This is a genomic window from Paraglaciecola psychrophila 170, assembly GCF_000347635.1.
GTDB lineage: Bacteria > Pseudomonadota > Gammaproteobacteria > Enterobacterales > Alteromonadaceae > Paraglaciecola > Paraglaciecola psychrophila.
Window position 1 is genome coordinate 2131762 of sequence record NC_020514.1, and the last position, 17581, is coordinate 2149342.

Annotated in this window: 16 protein-coding genes and 2 pseudogenes; 12 read left to right on the top strand and 6 right to left on the bottom strand. The window is 41.0% G+C overall.

The features are described from left to right. The first annotated feature begins 103 nt into the window (after positions 1-103). The 4 genes from hflK (at position 104) to C427_RS09235 (ending at position 2866) form a co-directional block, all read left to right on the top strand. Positions 104-1192, top strand: coding sequence for an FtsH protease activity modulator HflK (gene hflK / locus C427_RS09220; RefSeq protein WP_007638321.1), 1089 nt, complete (start codon positions 104-106; stop codon positions 1190-1192). Further along, a complete protein-coding gene (gene hflC / locus C427_RS09225) occupies positions 1189-2172 on the top strand; it encodes a protease modulator HflC (RefSeq protein ID WP_007638323.1) in 984 nt (327 codons plus the stop codon). Before hflK ends, hflC begins: the two co-directional genes overlap by 4 nt. 194 nt (positions 2173-2366) lie before the next feature. Then, positions 2367-2603, top strand: a complete 237-nt coding sequence (locus tag C427_RS09230) for a hypothetical protein (RefSeq protein WP_007638325.1) — start codon at positions 2367-2369, stop codon at positions 2601-2603. 59 nt (positions 2604-2662) lie between these two features. Next, positions 2663-2866: a hypothetical protein gene (locus C427_RS09235; RefSeq protein WP_007638326.1), complete on the top strand. Its 204-nt coding sequence runs from the start codon at positions 2663-2665 to the stop codon at positions 2864-2866. Between the two features lie 652 nt (positions 2867-3518). Here the strand turns inward: C427_RS09235 and C427_RS09240 are convergent. The 3 genes and pseudogenes from C427_RS09240 to C427_RS09250 all read right to left on the bottom strand — a co-directional run bounded on the left by C427_RS09240 (position 3519) and on the right by C427_RS09250 (position 6269). Further along, positions 3519-4193, bottom strand: coding sequence for a gamma-glutamyl-gamma-aminobutyrate hydrolase family protein (locus C427_RS09240; RefSeq protein WP_007638328.1), 675 nt, complete (start codon positions 4191-4193; stop codon positions 3519-3521). Beyond that, on the bottom strand, positions 4166-5152 hold the full coding sequence (locus C427_RS09245; RefSeq protein WP_007638330.1) for an amidoligase family protein: 987 nt from the start codon (positions 5150-5152) through the stop codon (positions 4166-4168). Before C427_RS09245 ends, C427_RS09240 begins: the two co-directional genes overlap by 28 nt. Before the next feature lie 141 nt (positions 5153-5293). Then, positions 5294-6269, bottom strand: a pseudogene (locus tag C427_RS09250) (patatin-like phospholipase family protein). Between the two features lie 309 nt (positions 6270-6578). On the opposite strand from C427_RS09250, the gene C427_RS09255 reads away from it, so the two are divergent. The 3 genes from C427_RS09255 (at position 6579) to C427_RS09265 (ending at position 8675) form a co-directional block, all read left to right on the top strand. Further along, entirely contained in the window at positions 6579-7166 is a 588-nt protein-coding gene (locus C427_RS09255; RefSeq protein WP_007638335.1) for an acyloxyacyl hydrolase, read from the top strand. A gap of 126 nt (positions 7167-7292) precedes the next feature. Next, complete coding sequence (locus tag C427_RS28805; protein ID WP_407636122.1) at positions 7293-7565, top strand: VOC family protein; 273 nt, start codon at positions 7293-7295, stop codon at positions 7563-7565. Positions 7566-8216: 651 nt separating this feature from the next. Then, positions 8217-8675 (top strand): hypothetical protein, encoded by a 459-nt coding sequence (locus C427_RS09265; RefSeq protein ID WP_007638336.1) that lies wholly within the window; start codon positions 8217-8219, stop codon positions 8673-8675. Positions 8676-9144: 469 nt separating this feature from the next. Here the strand turns inward: C427_RS09265 and C427_RS09270 are convergent, their stop codons facing one another. Next, entirely contained in the window at positions 9145-9513 is a 369-nt protein-coding gene (locus C427_RS09270) for a hypothetical protein (protein ID WP_007638338.1), read from the bottom strand. Between the two features lie 1066 nt (positions 9514-10579). Here C427_RS09270 and C427_RS28985 point away from each other — a divergent pair. After that, positions 10580-11601 (top strand): annotated as a pseudogene (locus C427_RS28985) (transposase); the annotation flags it as partial. A 655-nt stretch (positions 11602-12256) separates the two neighbouring features. Here C427_RS28985 and folE2 read toward each other — a convergent pair. Together folE2 and C427_RS09285 are read right to left on the bottom strand one after the other, a co-directional pair. Then, a complete protein-coding gene (folE2, locus tag C427_RS09280; protein WP_007638348.1) occupies positions 12257-13159 on the bottom strand; it encodes a GTP cyclohydrolase FolE2 in 903 nt (300 codons plus the stop codon). Positions 13160-13174: 15 nt separating this feature from the next. Further along, the gene (locus C427_RS09285; RefSeq protein ID WP_187292414.1) at positions 13175-14482 is read right to left on the bottom strand and encodes a dihydroorotase; all 1308 of its coding nucleotides are present in this window, start codon (positions 14480-14482) and stop codon (positions 13175-13177) included. A gap of 184 nt (positions 14483-14666) precedes the next feature. On the opposite strand from C427_RS09285, the gene C427_RS09290 reads away from it, so the two are divergent. The 4 genes from C427_RS09290 (at position 14667) to C427_RS09305 (ending at position 17575) form a co-directional block, all read left to right on the top strand. Next, positions 14667-15224 carry a DUF1636 family protein gene (locus C427_RS09290; RefSeq protein WP_007638352.1) on the top strand — a complete coding sequence of 186 codons (558 nt, stop codon included), beginning with the start codon at positions 14667-14669 and terminating at the stop codon, positions 15222-15224. 103 nt (positions 15225-15327) lie between these two features. Next, the gene (locus C427_RS09295) at positions 15328-15795 is read left to right on the top strand and encodes a Fur family transcriptional regulator (protein WP_007638357.1); all 468 of its coding nucleotides are present in this window, start codon (positions 15328-15330) and stop codon (positions 15793-15795) included. Positions 15796-15840: 45 nt separating this feature from the next. After that, the gene (locus C427_RS09300; protein ID WP_226991154.1) at positions 15841-16707 is read left to right on the top strand and encodes a metal ABC transporter ATP-binding protein; all 867 of its coding nucleotides are present in this window, start codon (positions 15841-15843) and stop codon (positions 16705-16707) included. A 1-nt stretch (position 16708) separates the two neighbouring features. Next, on the top strand, positions 16709-17575 hold the full coding sequence (locus tag C427_RS09305; protein ID WP_007638363.1) for a metal ABC transporter permease: 867 nt from the start codon (positions 16709-16711) through the stop codon (positions 17573-17575). Positions 17576-17581: the final 6 nt, after the last annotated feature.

The following is a 17581-nucleotide window of genomic DNA, read 5'->3' on the forward strand; positions in this document are numbered from 1 at the left end:
AACGTGATTGGCGAGAAATAAGAGGTCATGATGATGAAAATCCCAAATGATGATAAGAACACACTCATAAAACGATTTCTAGTTTCTAAAAAAAGAGAACTTCATGTCCCCACAAAATGAAAGTAAAAATGGCCCCCCCGATTTAGATAAAGTAGCGAGTGAAATGTTACATAAATATAAGATTTTGTCGGGTGGTAAGTTTAAAACTGGTGTATCAGTTTTAATCTTAGTGCTGTTGAGTATAACTGCCTACACTTCTTTATACACAGTGCCTAGTGATTCTGTTGCTGTGGTCTTAAGATTTGGTAAGTTTCAAGAAGTTTTGCGACCAGGCTTACACTTGAAAGTGCCATTAGGCATTGATCGCGTCAATATAGTGCCGACCAAACGCCAGTTAAAACAGGAGTTTGGCTTTTCTACCCCTGGGGCTACTGATCCTGATCAGAACATTAATCCTAATAATAATATCCGTTCAACTCGGTCAAGTATTTCACCTGCAAATGATCAAGTGGCGGAAACCCAAATGGTGACAGGTGATTTAAACACTGCTTTGGTTGAATGGGTGATTCAATATCGCATAGCTGATCCTAAAAATTATTTGTTTGAGGTCCGTGATCCTGCTGGCACTTTACGCTATGTATCGGAATCAGTTATGCGCGAAGTGGTGGGTGATAGAACGGTGGATGAAGTTATTACTATCGGCCGACAAGAGATTGAGGTTGAAGCCTTGAGAAAGATGCAAGCATTAGCAAGTCAATATGTGATGGGAATCAGTATTGATCAGGTACAGCTAAAAAATATTAACCCTCCTGTCCCAGTGCAGGCTTCATTCAATGAAGTCAATCAAGCTCAGCAAGAAAAAGAGAAGCTGATCAATGAAGCTCGACGCGAATATAATCGTATTATTCCGCTGGCCGAGGGGGAACGTGACCAACGTATAAGGGAAGCCGACGGTTATCGGCTTAAACGAATTAATGAGGCCGAGGGCGACGCACTGCGTTTCAATGCGCTGTTTGCTGAGTACCAGCAGGCACCAGAGGTAACTCGCAGGCGAATCTATCTAGAAACAATGCAAGAAGTGATGCCAACGATTAAAGATAAAATTATTATTGATAACGCAGCGCTCGGTGTATTGCCCTTGCTCAACTTAACGCCTTCAAGTATTCAAAAAATAAAAGGACAACAACCATGAAACCTTATTTGATAGTCGGCAGCAGTATCATAGCCGCGGTTGTAGCAGTGACCTTGTATAGCGCTTTGTATACAGTTAACGAAGTCGAACAGGCTATTATTACCCAGTTTGGTAAACCGGTGGGAGAGCCCATTATTGACGCTGGTATTCAATTTAAGCTGCCATTTGTTCAGAAAGTTAATACTATTGATAAGCGAGTATTGGAATGGGAAGGTACACCGTCTGATATGCCGACCAAAGACAAACTCTATATCTCTGTCAGTCTCTATGCACGTTGGCAGGTGACCGACCCTCTGCAATACTTCTTGCGTTTGGGCAATGAGCGCAGCGCGCAATCTAGACTGGATGATATTTTTGGTAGTGAAACCCGTAACGCAGTAGCCACACACGAACTAATTGAAATTATTCGAACCACTAAAGGTCGCCAGCCTTTACGTGACGCATCACTCACCCAAGCTGAAAAAGAGCAGAATATCGGCAGTCTGGTACCTATTACCGAGGGGCGCTTAGTCGTAGAGCAAGATATATTCAATGCAGCCGCAGAAAAAGTGCGAGTGTTCGGTATTGAGCTCATGGACATTCGCTTTAAACGTATTAATTACAACGAAAGCGTACGGCCTAAAATTTACGAGCGCATGATAAGTGAACGTCGTCAAATAGCGGAACGCTTTTTGTCAGAAGGTAAAGGTGAAGCTGCACGTATACGAGGTAATCGAGAGCGAGACCTAGATAAGATTCAATCGGAAGCCTATCGTGAGGTAGTGGAAATTAGAGGTAAAGCCGACGCAAAAGCCGCATCTATCTACGCTTCCGCTTATAATCAAAATGAACAAGCCGTCGCATTTTATGCTTTTACTCGTTCTTTGCAGGCTTTAGAGCCGACCCTTGGTCAAAATACGACATTGGTGTTGTCGACTGACAGCGAACTATTTCAGTATTTGCAACACACCCAAACCGGCAAGTTAAGCCCTAAAAACTAGTATGCATTCTGTTGGTTGGGTGGGTTTTAGACGTCCAAATAAAAGTGATTTTAACTGATTGCATAAACGTCTCTGAAAACACCATCAGAGACGCGTTTTACATGTTTAGCTTATCTATAAAGTTGAATGTAGCAGACGCGATAATATTGCTTAAATTAAAGACTTAATAACGGATAATTAACGGAGTGAAACTAATGAGAACAAACAAGACCGATCAAAATGAAGCGAATATTCCAAACTTTGCGGCCTTAAACAACTCCATAGTAAATGAGCAAGAACAACTGGTAAAAAAATTATTGGTAAAAGAATTATTGGCAAACGAAACAATGCAAAAGCTTGAAAAAAACTATCTCATTGATATAGCTAAACATAAAAATAATAGCACTATCATAAAACTACTTGAAGATATTCCAACACGGTTGCACAGCTAGTATTGGCTTTATATATCATCAGGTGCTGTTTTAATCCTTAACATTGGAGGTGAATAAACATGGAACTTAACGTTATCGACGAACATTATCCTAGCAAAGTGGTTGGTATATATAATGAAGAATCTTGCGTAAACAAATCTTCTGAGAAGCTAATCAAAGAGGTGGGCTTTTTGGTAGAGCGGATTAGTACCGTAAGTCCTGAAGATACCGATTTTGAGTATAAATTGGTGCATGACAGCAAAGGACTGGTCAGACTGTCCTAAGTTCACATTTGATACTAGGGCTGCGGCTGTTCGGTGATTGGGCTTATAATAGCAGGCGTATTAATGACTATTGGCCCTGCTTTTGCCACATCAAGCCCAGTGATGATGTTATCGGTTGCGGCTATTTTAGGTGATTTTTAACGGTTTGTTAATTGCCGGGGCTATCTCTATACGCCCAGATCATGAACAATCGATTAACAGCGCTCGGCACGCCACTCATCATTAGATAGAAAAAGCTAAAAATAATAATGCAGCCCTTAGCAATAAAGCTGTCAGAGTCGTTTTAGTACTTCGATTGTCTCCTATATGTTATACCATTTCATCTTAATTACTGCCCACCTTTACCCAATCCCTTGGATCTGAATTTAGTATCCTTAGTGGGTCGCTAATATAATCTTCTCTCTGTGTAGCGCAGCGCTCGGCGCCAGACGCTCTTTTTTCTCTGTGGTGAAAATTTTTGTAGTTGAAAGGCTAAACAACAAGATATTTGGACCACCGAGAACACCGGGTGCCGCACACAGAGAGCACAAAGAAAAGAAAAGCCTCCTGATTAAGCAAATCTTGCTCTGCCCCTGAATTAGGAGTGAGCAATTAGCTCACTATTTTATATGGAATGGTATAAAACATGTGGCAAGCAGGCGCAATAGAGCATTTAAAAAGTACAGCTTTTGGTGCACTTAACAAGCCAACGAAATATCGCAAATTGTGAAGGTAAATAGATAAGGTATTCAGGATGCCATTGCAGGCCGATGACTTTGTCTTCTTTTGATTCTATAGCTTGTGTAATGTTGTCTAGATCCCAGCCTACTACCTTAAGGTTTGCCCCAGTAACTCTGATTGCTTGATGATGAAGACTGTTAACCAGCAGATGTCGCTTGTTGGAAATACTAGCTAATAAGGAACCTTTTGAGACTTGAACTTGTTTAGTTGGCAATAATCCAGGGCGATTGTAAGTATGCTGTCGTAACGATCTAATATCTTGAAAAAGAGAGCCCCCCAAAACCACATTAATCAGCTGGGCTCCGCGGCAAATACCTATCAGGGGAATGGTTTTATTCAATGCTTTTTTAATCCAATCGATTTCCAATTGGTCACGTTTAATGTCAATTTTGACGTTATTATTAATCTCCCCTTTATAGTATTCAGGATTAATATCATCGCCTCCACCTACAATTAATGCATCAATTAACTCGATATTTTGAGAATGGCGCACACTGATTCGTGCTGGTATGGCACCTGCTAATCTCAGAGCAAGCGCTGTGCACCACCAACTAGGCGACCAGCGTTTTGCGTTGCCGCTTACACCAATTCGTGGTCTTTTAACCATTGGTCTAAATATTTCACCCATTTGTTGCGGATTACTCCAATTAGAGGTTGCCCAGCATCAAGAAATGCACTACTGAGTTCCTCAAGATCATCTGGGCGTTGCGCTAATTGCTCAACTACCCACCAGATATTCCATGATTGTGCCAGTGACCAATCTCTGTGTTCGATATTGCAATTAGGCAGTCGATAATGAAAGGCCGGTCGGGACTTTATTTTGGGATCATCAACCTTATTGAAAACTCGCTGTTTATCTATCTCGGCTAAAAGAGGGAGCAAGTCTAAAGCGCGGTTACGGCTTGCATTGTACTCTAAATAATCATCAAAAATTTTATCCATAGTGGGAGATGTCTGGGATGCCAATAACTTAACGTAACTCTCTGGGTATAGGTCTATATAAGGACTTATCTTGCGTGAGGTATTGACATGATGAGCCTCAACCAACCACCACTGAAGTAAGGAAAAAGACCGCAAGTAAGCAAACAATGTCTCAGCGTCAAGGTTGGGGATCTCCGTGTTAATGTGTACGCCGTATGCCGCAATGAGGGATTCTTCGGTTCCCACCGCCCCAGCTCTGCGCAATCTTGATACCATAGGTTCTAGAAGGTTAAGGCTAGTTATTGGAATAGGTGGGCAGACTACTTCCACAGGAACCAGAGCACTCGCGACTTTACTAAGCTGCTTGATCCATTCATCGTCTTTTTCACTGTGGTTACTTGCTTTAGCTGTTCGTTTAAGAAAGTCCCAGTCAATTTCAACATTGAAATCACCCATTGAAGCGACATGAATAAGCTGCTCAGCTGCGTTATTGACACCGAGATTTCCACCAAGGGATGACTGAACTGTGTCAACGGTTTCATCTAAGGTCAGCCCAGAAAATTCCAATTCAAATCCGACTCTACGGGAATTCCCGTCACCTTTAATAGTGACCGATGGCTTCTTAAAAGTAACCTTTTGATCCATTGTGAAAATCTCCTTTATGAAAATAGTAAAACGCATTGTTAACATACTTAAGATAGTTGGCTAACGGTAAGGTTTAAAGAGTAAATGCTTTTGGTCCGGTTGCCGACACCTTGCAATACGTTAGATTACCGAAGGACCTTATCATTTCAACTCGCTCTCTTTATTATCTTGTAAAAAAGTATTACCCGCCTCGATACCGGCACGATAATCGTGTTGTAAATCCATATTGGTACTGCTTAACTGCTTACTTTGAATATTGTCTTTTGCAAAAATTTGAATGATCTCGACATCTTCAGGAGGGTTATCGATAAAGGTTCGCTCTTGCTGATAAGCATGCTCATGCTGAACCAAGTAACTAACGATTTTTGGGCAATACCCAGACTCGTAAACCCATGACTTTAGGTTACGTACCCAAGCAGATTGAGTATGTAGGTCTGCGTTTACAGTGCGAATAACTACAATTTTTCGAGCACCGCGACGATACGCTTCTCGAATGGGTAGTGGCGCAGCAAGTCCACCGTCAAGGTAGAAGTCCGCTTGAGGATAATCATCACTTGCTTCTGTCTGATTAACTGTACTTAAAGATAACCACGGCGCTAGTTTAACCCCTTGCTTATATAAAAAAGGTAATGCACTCGAGGCTTTAAGGAATTCGCGCCAGTTGTTGCTATCACCTTTTGGGCTTAAGAAATAAGCTTGTCTGTTGCGTGAATTGGTTGCGGTTATTAATAATTCTCGTTTTCCTAATGATTTCGTTGCCGCTATAAAGTCTAAGGCGTAAACACCTTTTAATGGTTTTATCAAAATACCAATCCAAATCGACAATATTGTCCCCCACTAATCCACGGCCTAGTTGGTAAAAACGTTTACGACGTGATAACTCACTAATTAATCGCTCGGCATAGCCTTTTTGACCAGATAAAAAACTGGTGATATTTTGTGAACCAGCAGATGTGCCTATAAATAAATCGAAGGGATCAAAATCATTCTCTAACCAGGCATCTAATACACCTGCTGTGAATATCCCTCGTTGACCACCACCTTCAGCAATAAGTGCCATTTTACCGCGGGGGGCTTTACCGGGATTAATGAGTTGCTTTGATGAAAGGAGATGCATGTTGGGCCCTTTTCAAATATTTACTTTTTGAGATAAGTCTAAATAACCAGCGAGCAGGGATCTTTAACGTACGTTGTTAGTCGATCAGACGCGAGTCGGCAAACATCAGTATTACCTCCTAATCTCGTGTTCGACGCAGGATGAACTAAGTCCAAAGTGATCCGAGCAATAAATGTTTAAATAGTATGATAGATCGGTAATTAATTTTATGAAATTAGAGGTTCCCGCACTCAAATAAGGGTTATCCCTAATTTCAAACACTTAAGGTTCGCTGTAGCTTAAAACCTCGGACTGATAAGCTTGGTTCAAATGACTAGAATTAAAATCACTAAAATAAATAAGTATTTAGTTCGAGTATCGCTTACGAAAATACACGACATGGGAGATGCAAAAATTACAACCATCATTCAGTTTATGTTGGTCACTTTGTTTTGCATCGTGAGTAACCATGCCACTGCTTCAGATTACATGAATGAACAGCAGAAGGTGCCGGAAATCGTTATTGCGTTTGGGGCGGCTAATATTTTTGACAGCTCTAGATATGCGGGGGTCGGGCTTGAGTATCGCTTCGTACCAGTTTGGCGAAAACTTCGACCGATTGTTGGCTATGCCACGACTCGTGAACAAGACCAATATGTTTACATTGGTGTTCGTTACTTCTTTAAACTTAATGATGTGTGGTTATTCAATCCCACCTTCGCCGTTGGGCTCTTCGATTCTGATGACGGTATAAATCTTGGTGGTAATGTCCAATTTCGTTCAGGATTTGAGTTTAGTCGTGAAATCAACGACAGAGCACGTCTCGGTCTTGGTTTTTCACACTTATCCAATTCTCGAATTTATCGCTCGAACCCAGGCACTGAGACAGTAGAGTTAACTCTAGCAATCACCTTTTAGCATCATGTCACACGTTTATTATGCCCGTTTAAATGTCTTGAGCTAAGAGCATTTAATCTGTATCGACAGTTACCATACGATCAATAAAGTTCAGACCGCTCTTAATTTTTAAACAGCGTTAACGCTATGAATACATATCCAAGAACGTTCTCACATATCGGAATATCCGTATCTAATGAAGAAAACGCAGTAAAGTTTTACAGTGACTTTCATGGGCCGGTTGACTTAATAGAACCAGCTGTTATTTTTGAAGAGAAGAATGCGCCAATCAGACAAATGTGTATTGATATGCTTGGGCCAAGCTGGGGCTTGTTCAAAATTGCCCATGTTTTTACTAGTGATAAGATTGGAGTTGAAAAGTTTGAGTTCAAAAAACAACGAAACGCCAAAAGATTCTGAACGTAAAAGTTAAAGACGGGTACCTTTCACTTTTACGTTCAGAATCCAGACATTTAAATACTGTAGCAAAAATTGGTGAACTCAGAGGTAAATAGCGTATGCCTATCCATGAATACTAACCTAGAGAAAAGCCCAACAGGATGTGTTATTTTGCAAACCCTTTTTTCATCATATTTGAGATTTACCCACATAGCTATGAACTGACTTATTCCCAAGGTGTGTACTAGAAGGTAGGTTGGTTATAGTATTAATTTATTCTTAACATCAAATTTTTACTGGCCTCACAGCTATTTTCAAGCCTTATTTTTAATACTGCTTCCAAGTCTATTAGCGTTTTAATCCAACAAGAAACAGGGCTGGACGTAGTAACCAATGTCATCACTTTCTAACTTCAATATCGTTAATCAAATTGCGCTCTAACCTTACTAAGGGATAGCCACAATCGTTTAGGGGATACCCACAGTGGTTCCTAGCAACCCATTAAAGTAAGATTTATTGATTAGTGGGGCAGGTTAAAAGTAGGACTATCACTAGCTCGTCAACTAATGTATTAAAAATATTGCGAGCTATAAACTTTGGTGTTACCACATAATGCAACTAGTCCTGAGTAATTAAGCGGAGCTAGATACTACTAAAATCAGGAGTAACAATATGCAAGTTGAAACAATTAGAGATGTACTCAATTGGACGGTTTTATTCCACAAAAATTTAAAAATTAGCTTAAAACATAGTTCTAAACAAAATAAAGATGAACGAGCAAGAATGATTCTTGGTTACTTGTCAGAGCATGAAGAGAGTTTAGAGCATATTGTTCAAGGGCTTGAAAATGACGCTGACGAAAAAGCGTTGAACACCTGGTGTTTTGATTATATCGAAAAACACTCGATTATTGAGTATGTCCATTGCGACTCACTCTTTGAAGAATTAGATATGCCGCACATTATGGAAAAAATAGTAAACCATCACGAACAAGTCATTGAGTTGTACATTCATATTTATTCTCGTGTCGATATAGACAGCGCAAAAAAATTGCTTGATGCGATTAAAGACGTTGAGGAAAACGAGATAAAGCGAATAGTACAATCGACTAATCGGTTTTCGGATATGTAGTTGGGAGTGGGGGAGGTGACATTATTGCTGTATCGCTACAATATGTCTGTTCACCAAATGTCTGAGTATATTAAAGTATGTAACTAGGCTTGAAAGATTGGAACTGAATGAATGGGGTATGAAATTATATTTGTCGCAGTTCAATGATTGGTATTCTAATGGCAGCAGTTCCGACAATGGCAGACATACGAACGAAGCATTATATTCCTGTATTTTGCTGCTAAAATCCTTCAAAATCGACTTCTTCTATCCGTCGGTCATGTGCCAAGACTCGTCAGTCAAGACTCATTGCTTGACTCAGCGGTTCTAGCAGAAAGGAGACATTAAGGCCTTAAGTCCTTTCTTCGTTTTATAAGTAAAAAGTGTCTATGGTTTAATGGGAACATCAGCAAACAACTTCGGAACGACTAGAACAACCTACGAAAGAATCAGAGCTGTAAAGCTCTTAAAGGTTAATACCATTACACTTCTAGGAAGCTGCCTTTTTAACATTCTTAATTCGCATAAATAAAGGTTTGATACATAAATGGGATAATACCGACACAACACTAAATATCACCACACCAACAAAAGGCATAACTGGCCCTGTGAAAAACGTAGCCCCCAATACATAACCTAAAATACATTCCATTTTGTGAAGTGGCACAAATATCGCTGCAAGCATTAACCCAAGTAAAAAAAACATGGCAATATTTGCATAGCCAAAGCTAAATATGGTCGATTGAACCAAGCTAACCAAAAGTAGTGTTATGAATGCAATCAAAACACCGCGATAAAATTGGCGGCTATCATCAAACTGCTGAGATGATAGGTTATTCACTCGTTTTTCAATACGCACTGCTGCCCACCAAACCAGAGCTGGTAAAATAACAAGCCCCCACCAATTCTATACACCAGGAAGATCTGACCGCATAAAAAAGTGATGCGTTACAACGCCTCCATTCACGTATTCCCATGCTAAGCAACACATTTGAAATATAACGACTCCAATCATCATACTGATTCTTAACCTATTGAATTTCTGATCGCTCATATTAGTTATTTCTTTTTTTAATTTAATTTTGATAACAGTAGCGTACTAAGGGCAATAACGGTGCCAAGTATAAGGTGTTGAATTTATATGTTTTAATTTATATGTTTTAATTTATAAGTTTTAATTTATATGTTTGGAAGGTATGTAGTTAATTAGAGTAAATGTTTATGTTTTAAGCCAATTGGTTGTTATTTTCGAGAATTGCACATTAATCACTGCAGGCGTGATACTTGTTTATTCTTAGGTGGCTGTTGACGTTGAATGACTGGTTTGACAGTAAACTTGTTATATAAGTCGTCCTTGCTGACCGTCTCTGTAAATCGTTCATTGCCGTCAGTCAAATTTGTTTAATCGTAAGATTATTTTTCGTTCAACATAGTCTGATAGTTCGAATTCTCTTAAGACCGCTTTAGGTCCAAACTGTGTGAAAACTGCTTTTACTAAATTAATCACGCAATGCTAAGTAAAATGTGTATTTGATTGGTTAGAGCACTTAGTCAGATTTTAATGTACGACACATAATTACATCAGTTCTCGTTTAAATAATCGCTTGGAAATAATTTACACACAGCCTGGGTCGATAGTAGCCCTTTTAGCCAAAAGCAATAGTGACGATTGAGTGGCAAACATCAGTTTAATTTAATTAAGCCCCCACTGACGGCTTAAGGTACAAACCCTTGTGTCAGTGAAAGCTGATATCGATGGGCTTTAGTAGCAAAGTACACATCTAAGATTCTTAGTACTAATTACGGCTGTATGCAATTTTAGTGATGTAATGTTGTTTCAAAAATTCAAAACAAGTCTTTTCGTTCTCAGTCCAAGACTTGGCAGCATTAGAGTAGTTCGATATCAATGATGTCTAATAAACTGCGATTCATTCTTTGCCATTGATGTCAGTAAGTTCAAGGCCGTCAACAACAAATCAAAAAATCACACACCCAGCAAAGTCCAATTCCAGATTTACTGCGTGGAGAAGAGTATTCAAAAATACTTAAGTCAAATGGATACTAAAGACGAGAATGAAAAAGAGTCGTCAAACACCGTCTCAGCCTCAAAGTTAGCAGCAGCGCTTGATTGAGCTTAAAGCGCTTGAAGTAGAAGCGAATGAGCACCCAGACAAACAGATATCACAAACCGACCCTGATGATGCACGTTTGATGAAGACGCGGCATATGGAAAGACAGGTTTGCTACTACGTACAAACGGCAGTAGACACCAAGCACCATCTCATTCACCCATCATGACGTTATGATGACCACTGATAGAGGCCAATTAACCTTAGTGGCACAGCAAGTACAGCAAGCAATGAAGAAGAAAGACATCATCATCATTGCAGAGAAAGGTTACTTCAGCCGTATTGATATCAAGGCGTCACATGACCTAGGTATGACTATTAATGTGCCTTAAATTGATACGTCTGGCTCGGCGAAAAAAGGAATATTCAACAAGTCCCTGTTTAAGTTTGACAAGGATAAAGATGTGTATATTTGCCCTGCGTGCGAGACCTTACAAAACCGTTTTCGTTCAAACGAAAAAGGAGTTGAACAAGACGTCTACTTTAATAATATCGCCTGTAGCCAGTGTGAAATACTTGCTAAATGCACGACTAGCGCAAAGAACGAGGTTCGGCGAATGAGGCGATGAATACACGAATCAATCATTGAAGATATGCAAAAACGGCTTGGCAATAATCCTGATATAACTTTTCTGAGAAAGCAAACAGTGGAACACCCGTTTGGCACCATGAAAATGTGGATGGGTACTACTCACTTTGTAACCAAGGGTCTTGATAGCGCCGGCACTGAAATGAGCCTCAGTGTGCTGGCGTATAACCTGAAACGAATGATGTCGATAATGGGAACAACTGGTTTGATGGAGGCTATGATGGCCTAGGGTAGTTAATCCTCAAAAAATAAAGTGTAAAGCCTTATTAACAGCCAATATTGCTACTCATAAGTCACTCAACGCTCACATTTACCATTTCAAATAGATATTCGACACATCAACTCCGATGCTAAGGATGTGACTGAAGCTGTCGCAGATTAGTATTTAAAATAGTTTTTACACAGTTTGTGCCAGTTGCGGTCGTAGCTGCGGCTCAAAAAAACTGGTTTTAAGGCGCTTATTTTCCACCATTGCAGACAGTCGAGGAATGAAAGTAATAACACACAGTCGTGTCATTACTTTTATGTCAGCAGGTGCGATATAGCTGACGTAAGCGATGTCGAACCCTTTAAATTTTAAGTAAAATTGTTTACATATTTGGGGAAGATCAGTGAGTCCAAGAGTGATGGATAAACTCCGCACCTTCGTTGTCGCGCGAGGTAACAATTCGAATATCTACATCTTCTGAAATTGTGTCAGTAGCGTCGATAAACCTGCCGTTCACTTGTGCCGAGACGGTGTTTTAGCCAAACCTAGGCCAATACCTGCTGCAACTTCCAGTGCGGTAACCCCTTATGAAAATTATTTTTTTGAACCATCAGGAGTCGTAATACATGTATTATTTATCATATTATAAAATGAAACTCTCAATATTCTTAACTTATTATTTTTGCTTCTGGTCAATCACAACCGCATTATGCGCATGAAGGCTCTCTTGATGCTCGACTTTAAACCAGTAATCATTCACAAAACTAGCCTGCTCAAGTGCTGACTTAATTCTTCGTGCTGCATCCTCACAGAACATCAAGTTTTCGGCGTTTAGTTTTGCAAATGCTTGTTCATCGCTTCGCTTGACGGCCGTTTGTACTGGCGTACCAATTGCTTTTTCTAGTTCGAAGATGAACCATGACAAATCAGGCCAGTCGTTGTTGCCTAATGCAAAATGAAGATAAGCATAAGAACGTTGACTGTGAGGTGTTGCGATTGAACCGGATTGAGATTGCACCCATTGCATTAGGGTAGCCTTATCAATCGCTAAACCTGGAAACTCTTCGTCAATTGCACTTGCATACAATTGGCGAGCCAGAGATGCCGAGCAAGGGCATGTGCTGGAATAAGGTATCGTGATCGAAAATTGACAGTTTAAGCCTTGATCACTTTTTTCAGCTTTCAGTGTCACAGGGTATGACTGATAGCCACTCTCATCACTAAGTAATGCAGGTTTGTTTAAAATCAAATCAAATGTAAGTTCTATCTTTGATTGATGAGAAATACCTAGCTGAGATTCAATGAGTGAATTGAGTAAGTGCTCTACGTTGTCTTTATTGCATTCAAGTTCAGCTAATTTATTAATTGTTTTATGTAACCGCGACATGTGAATGCCTTTTGCATCCGGTGTATCTAGGCTCACAAACACATTGGCTTTTGCGGGTATGGTTTGTAATTTTTTGCTCGATAAACGTACTGAAATAGGAACGGCAATCTCTTCCATGCCTACCCATTGTAAAGGCGATGAGGTTTCTGCTTTTAATTCAGAAGTAATATCTGGTAGCGTATTCATTAACATTGTTTTTTATCTCGTTTATCGGTTGAAGGTAAGGCGTTTGGAGGGCACTGATTGGTGAATCACTTGCTGGCCGTTAAATACTTGCTGACCATTTACCCATGTGCTTTGAATGCTTGAAGAAAATTGATGATTATCAAACGGCGTCCAGCCACAGTGATAATGCGTGTTTTTGTTGCTTACAGTAGTGGTCTGGTTCATATCCACTAACACTAGATCCGCGTAGTAACCTTCACGAATAAAACCGCGATTATTTATCGCATAACGCTTTGCTGGGTTATGGGCAATCTTTTCAATAACAAGTTCTATGCTCAAGCGTTTGTCTTTGACGGCCTCCAATAAACTTAACAAAGCGTGTTCCACTAAAGGTAAACCGGCCGGTGCCTGGTTATAGTCCTGCTGTTTTTCTTCCAAAGTGTGCGGTGCATGATCAGTCGCAATAATGTCGATTTGATTGGTGTGTAAGGCTTTTATCAATGCATCACGGTCTTTTGATGACTTAATCGAGGGGTTGCATTTAATTAAATTTCCCAACCGCTGGTAGTCTTGATCACTGAACCAAAGGTGATGTACACACGCTTCTGCTGTGATGTGTTTGCCTTCAATTGTCCCAGCCTCAAACAAACTCAGTTCTTTTTCTGTGGTGATATGTAATACATGTAACTGACTGCGGTATTTTTTTGCGAGGCTTACTGCATAAGATGACGAAGCGAAGCATGCTGCTGTATCCCTTATTACTGGATGATCCAATATGGTTGGAACCCTTCCTGAACGACTTATCCTTGCAAGGTTTTGCTGAATTATTGGGCTGCTTTCGCAATGAGTCACAATCAATACTGGGCTTTCACAAAAAATAGCCTCGAGTGCCTTAGGGTTTTCAACTAGTAAATCACCGGTAGATGCCCCCATAAAAACCTTCACACCACAGTGTTTTTGCGGATTCAGAAGTTTGATTTGATCAAGGTTATTTTCTGTTGCACCCAGATAAAATGAATAGTTAGCCATGGAGCTTTGCGCCGCTATTACAAACTTACTTTCTAAAGCATCAATTGATGTGGTGGCCGGATTGACATTCGGCATTTCCATATAACTGGTAATGCCACCAGCAACCGCCGCACGAGACTCACTGGCAATAGTGCCTTTATGAGTTAAGCCCGGCTCGCGAAAGTGTACTTGATCATCAATCATACCTGGTAATAGGTATTGCCCGCGTGCTTCTATAATTTGATCACCTTGTGAGGCTTTTATCTCTGAGCTAATACAGTCTATGTACCGCCCTCGAATTCTCAGGTCAGATTCTTTGATCGTTCCTTCATTTACGATCAGTGCATTTTAATAACGACGGAATGAGTCATCTGATTAGGCCTTGTGTTTAAAATTTATATTTTCAAATGATATGAGATGATATAACATATCTTTCTTGGATTATAGAAATTAAACTCAAAGACAATTTAATGCACAAACAACCAATGATACTTATTCAACCGCTTCACATCACAAATGGATCAACATGAGCGAAACGACTTCGCCTGAGATTAAAGAGTCTCAAACATCGAATGACAGCGCTCGCTCGAGTGTGCTTCATGTATGCACTTCATGCAGGGCGGCTGGTTCGGTGCGTGAGCCAATTGAAAGTCGTGCTGGTTTTAAACTCTATCAGGCGCTTCGTGCAATGTTTAATGAAAGCACTTTGGGTGACCATGTAGAGGTTAAGCCTGCTGAGTGTCTTAGCTTATGTCCGCGTCCTTGTGCAATTGCACTCTCATCGGCCGGCGCGTGGAGCTATCTCTTTGGTGATCAAGATCCCGAGAAAAGCGCAAGTGATATTGTTGAGTGCATCGCGCTATACCTCGATATCCCAGACGGGTTCATGCCAAGAAAAACACGCCCAAGGCTGTTACAGGCCAGCATATTAGGACGTGTGCCACCACTCGAAATAGCCACTGGTGTGGGTGATTCTCAGCCGACCCGCCGCGAAGAACAGTCTGATCGTTCCGCTAATAAAAATTTTAAATTACACGCATCTGTTCAAAGTTCGGGTGATTTAGCAAGTTTAGGATTAAAATAATGTGCCCAAAATCCAGGTAATATTGAGCTCTTAATCATGCTCAATGACATCGTGTGGATAAACAGCTCACGATAAATATGTATTATAAAATAGGTGGCCCCATATGAATACTCAGCAATTAAGTCATATTATTTGTAAAGCAAAGGATATTTGTGCTCGTTCTGGAGGGCGTTTGACTGAAAAGCGCAAACACGTTTTGGAACACTTGCTGGAATCTAGCACACCGTTATCTGCCTACGAAATTACCGATGCCTACAACAAGGTATCTGAAAAATCCATGCCGACAATGTCTGTGTATCGCATTTTAGAATTTCTCGAAACAGAGAGCCTAGTGCATAAGCTGAGCTCAGCCAACAAATACGTTGCGTGTTCGCATATATTAGGGGGTTGCTCACAAGAGATAACTCAGTTTTTAATCTGTGGTAAATGTCAAAGCACAAAGGAAATCGCAGTCTCAAAAGGCATCATTGATGAATTGGGTAAACTCGTGGATAAAGTAGGTTACAGGCTTACAAATTCACAGTTGGAGCTGCAATGCTTATGCAATAATTGTTCGGCGAGTACGGCTTAGTCATGCGGAATAATCTACATCGATTACTTGAGTCCACCTCTACAGGTGAACAAGCGTGAAGAAGCTCAAGGTCATGCTGCCAAACCCTCTGCTGTATTGGAGTGTCTTCAGTCGCATAGGTTTGGCAATCGGCTTGAGCATGATCATGTGGGCACTAGTATTAGGAATGACCTATTCATCATGAGTATTCGACTTAACAATCTCACGCTTGCCTACGAACGACATCCTGCGGTGCACCATCTAACCGCCACGATCGCTCAAGGTGACTGGCTGGCCATAGTAGGCCCAAACGGCGCAGGTAAATCGACTTTGTTGAATGCCATGGCTGGGCTAACAGCCATAAATGAAGGCAGTATTGAAGGCCTATGCCCAAATACAGTAGCTTATCTGCCGCAGCAAGCTCAGTTAGATAACAGTTTCCCTCTTACTGTATTTGAACTAGTCGTCATGGGCTTATGGGCCAAACTTGGCTTTTCTAAATCGCTGAGCGGGTTGCAACATAAGCAATGCGTAGATGCTATCGCAGTGGTCGGTTTACAGGGTTTTGAGCACCGGATGATTAATACGCTGTCCGGTGGGCAACTGCAACGCTGCCTATTCGCACGAGTATTGCTGCAAGATCAACCCGTGATCCTTTTGGATGAGCCCTTTAATGCGATTGATTTGAAAACCTTGACCGATCTCACTCAAGTGATAAAGCGATGGCACCAAAATAATCGCACCGTAATAATGGTGACGCATGACCTTGACTACGTTCAAAAACATTGCCCACAAACATTACTACTATCGCGAGAATGCATTGGACATGGCACTACAAAGGACATACTTACCACAGGAAATTTAAAAAAAGCAAGGCAGCTTTCTGAAGCATTTGATGAACGTGCTCACTTGTGCATGCAAGGTGCAGCCTGATATGGGGGAGCTATTACTAGGTCCTTTCAACGACTACGTTTTTATGCAGCGTGCACTAATAGGTTGCCTTAGCGTATGTTTGGGCGCTGTGCCTGTTGGAATATTCATGACACTAAGGCGCATGAGCCTGACCGGCGATGCTATGGCACATGCGATACTTCCAGGCGCTGCCATTGCTTATTTGTTATCAGGTTTATCCTTGCTGGCGCTCACCTTGGGTGGGTTAGTAGCGGGTCTTGTGGTTGCTGTGCTTGCTGGTTGGGTAGCGCGTAATACGCATCTTAAGGAAGACACCAGTTTGGCCGCTTTTTACTTAATTTCTCTGGCATTAGGTGTGTTAATTATTTCACTTAAGCACAGTAACGTAGACTTATTTCATGTACTTTTTGGCAATATTTTAGCACTCGATAATGCGGCGCTTTGGTTGCTAGCCAGCATCAGTAGTATCAGTTTAGTACTCTTAGCTTTCTTATATAGGCCATTGGTGATCGAGTGTGTCGACCCTTCGTTTTTACGCGGTTCCGGCTACGCGAGCTCAATCGCCCATTATGGCTTTTTATTTTTAATGGTGATCAACCTAGTCGCAGGGTTCCATGCATTGGGCACGTTGATGGCGATTGGCACAATGATATTGCCAGCGGCGGCGGCCCGCTTTTGGGCAAAGACACTAGACGGTATTTTACTTATCGCAATAGTGATGAGCTTTGCCGGTTGTTACGCCGGGCTATTACTGTCTTTCTATTTCGATTTACCTACAGGGCCAGCCATAGTGCTGTCATTAGGCATCGTCTACATTACCTCGCTATTGGTAGGTCTTAACGGCGGGTTACTTGAAAAATACAATTCCAATCGTCATCTCACAGGCTAAAAAACG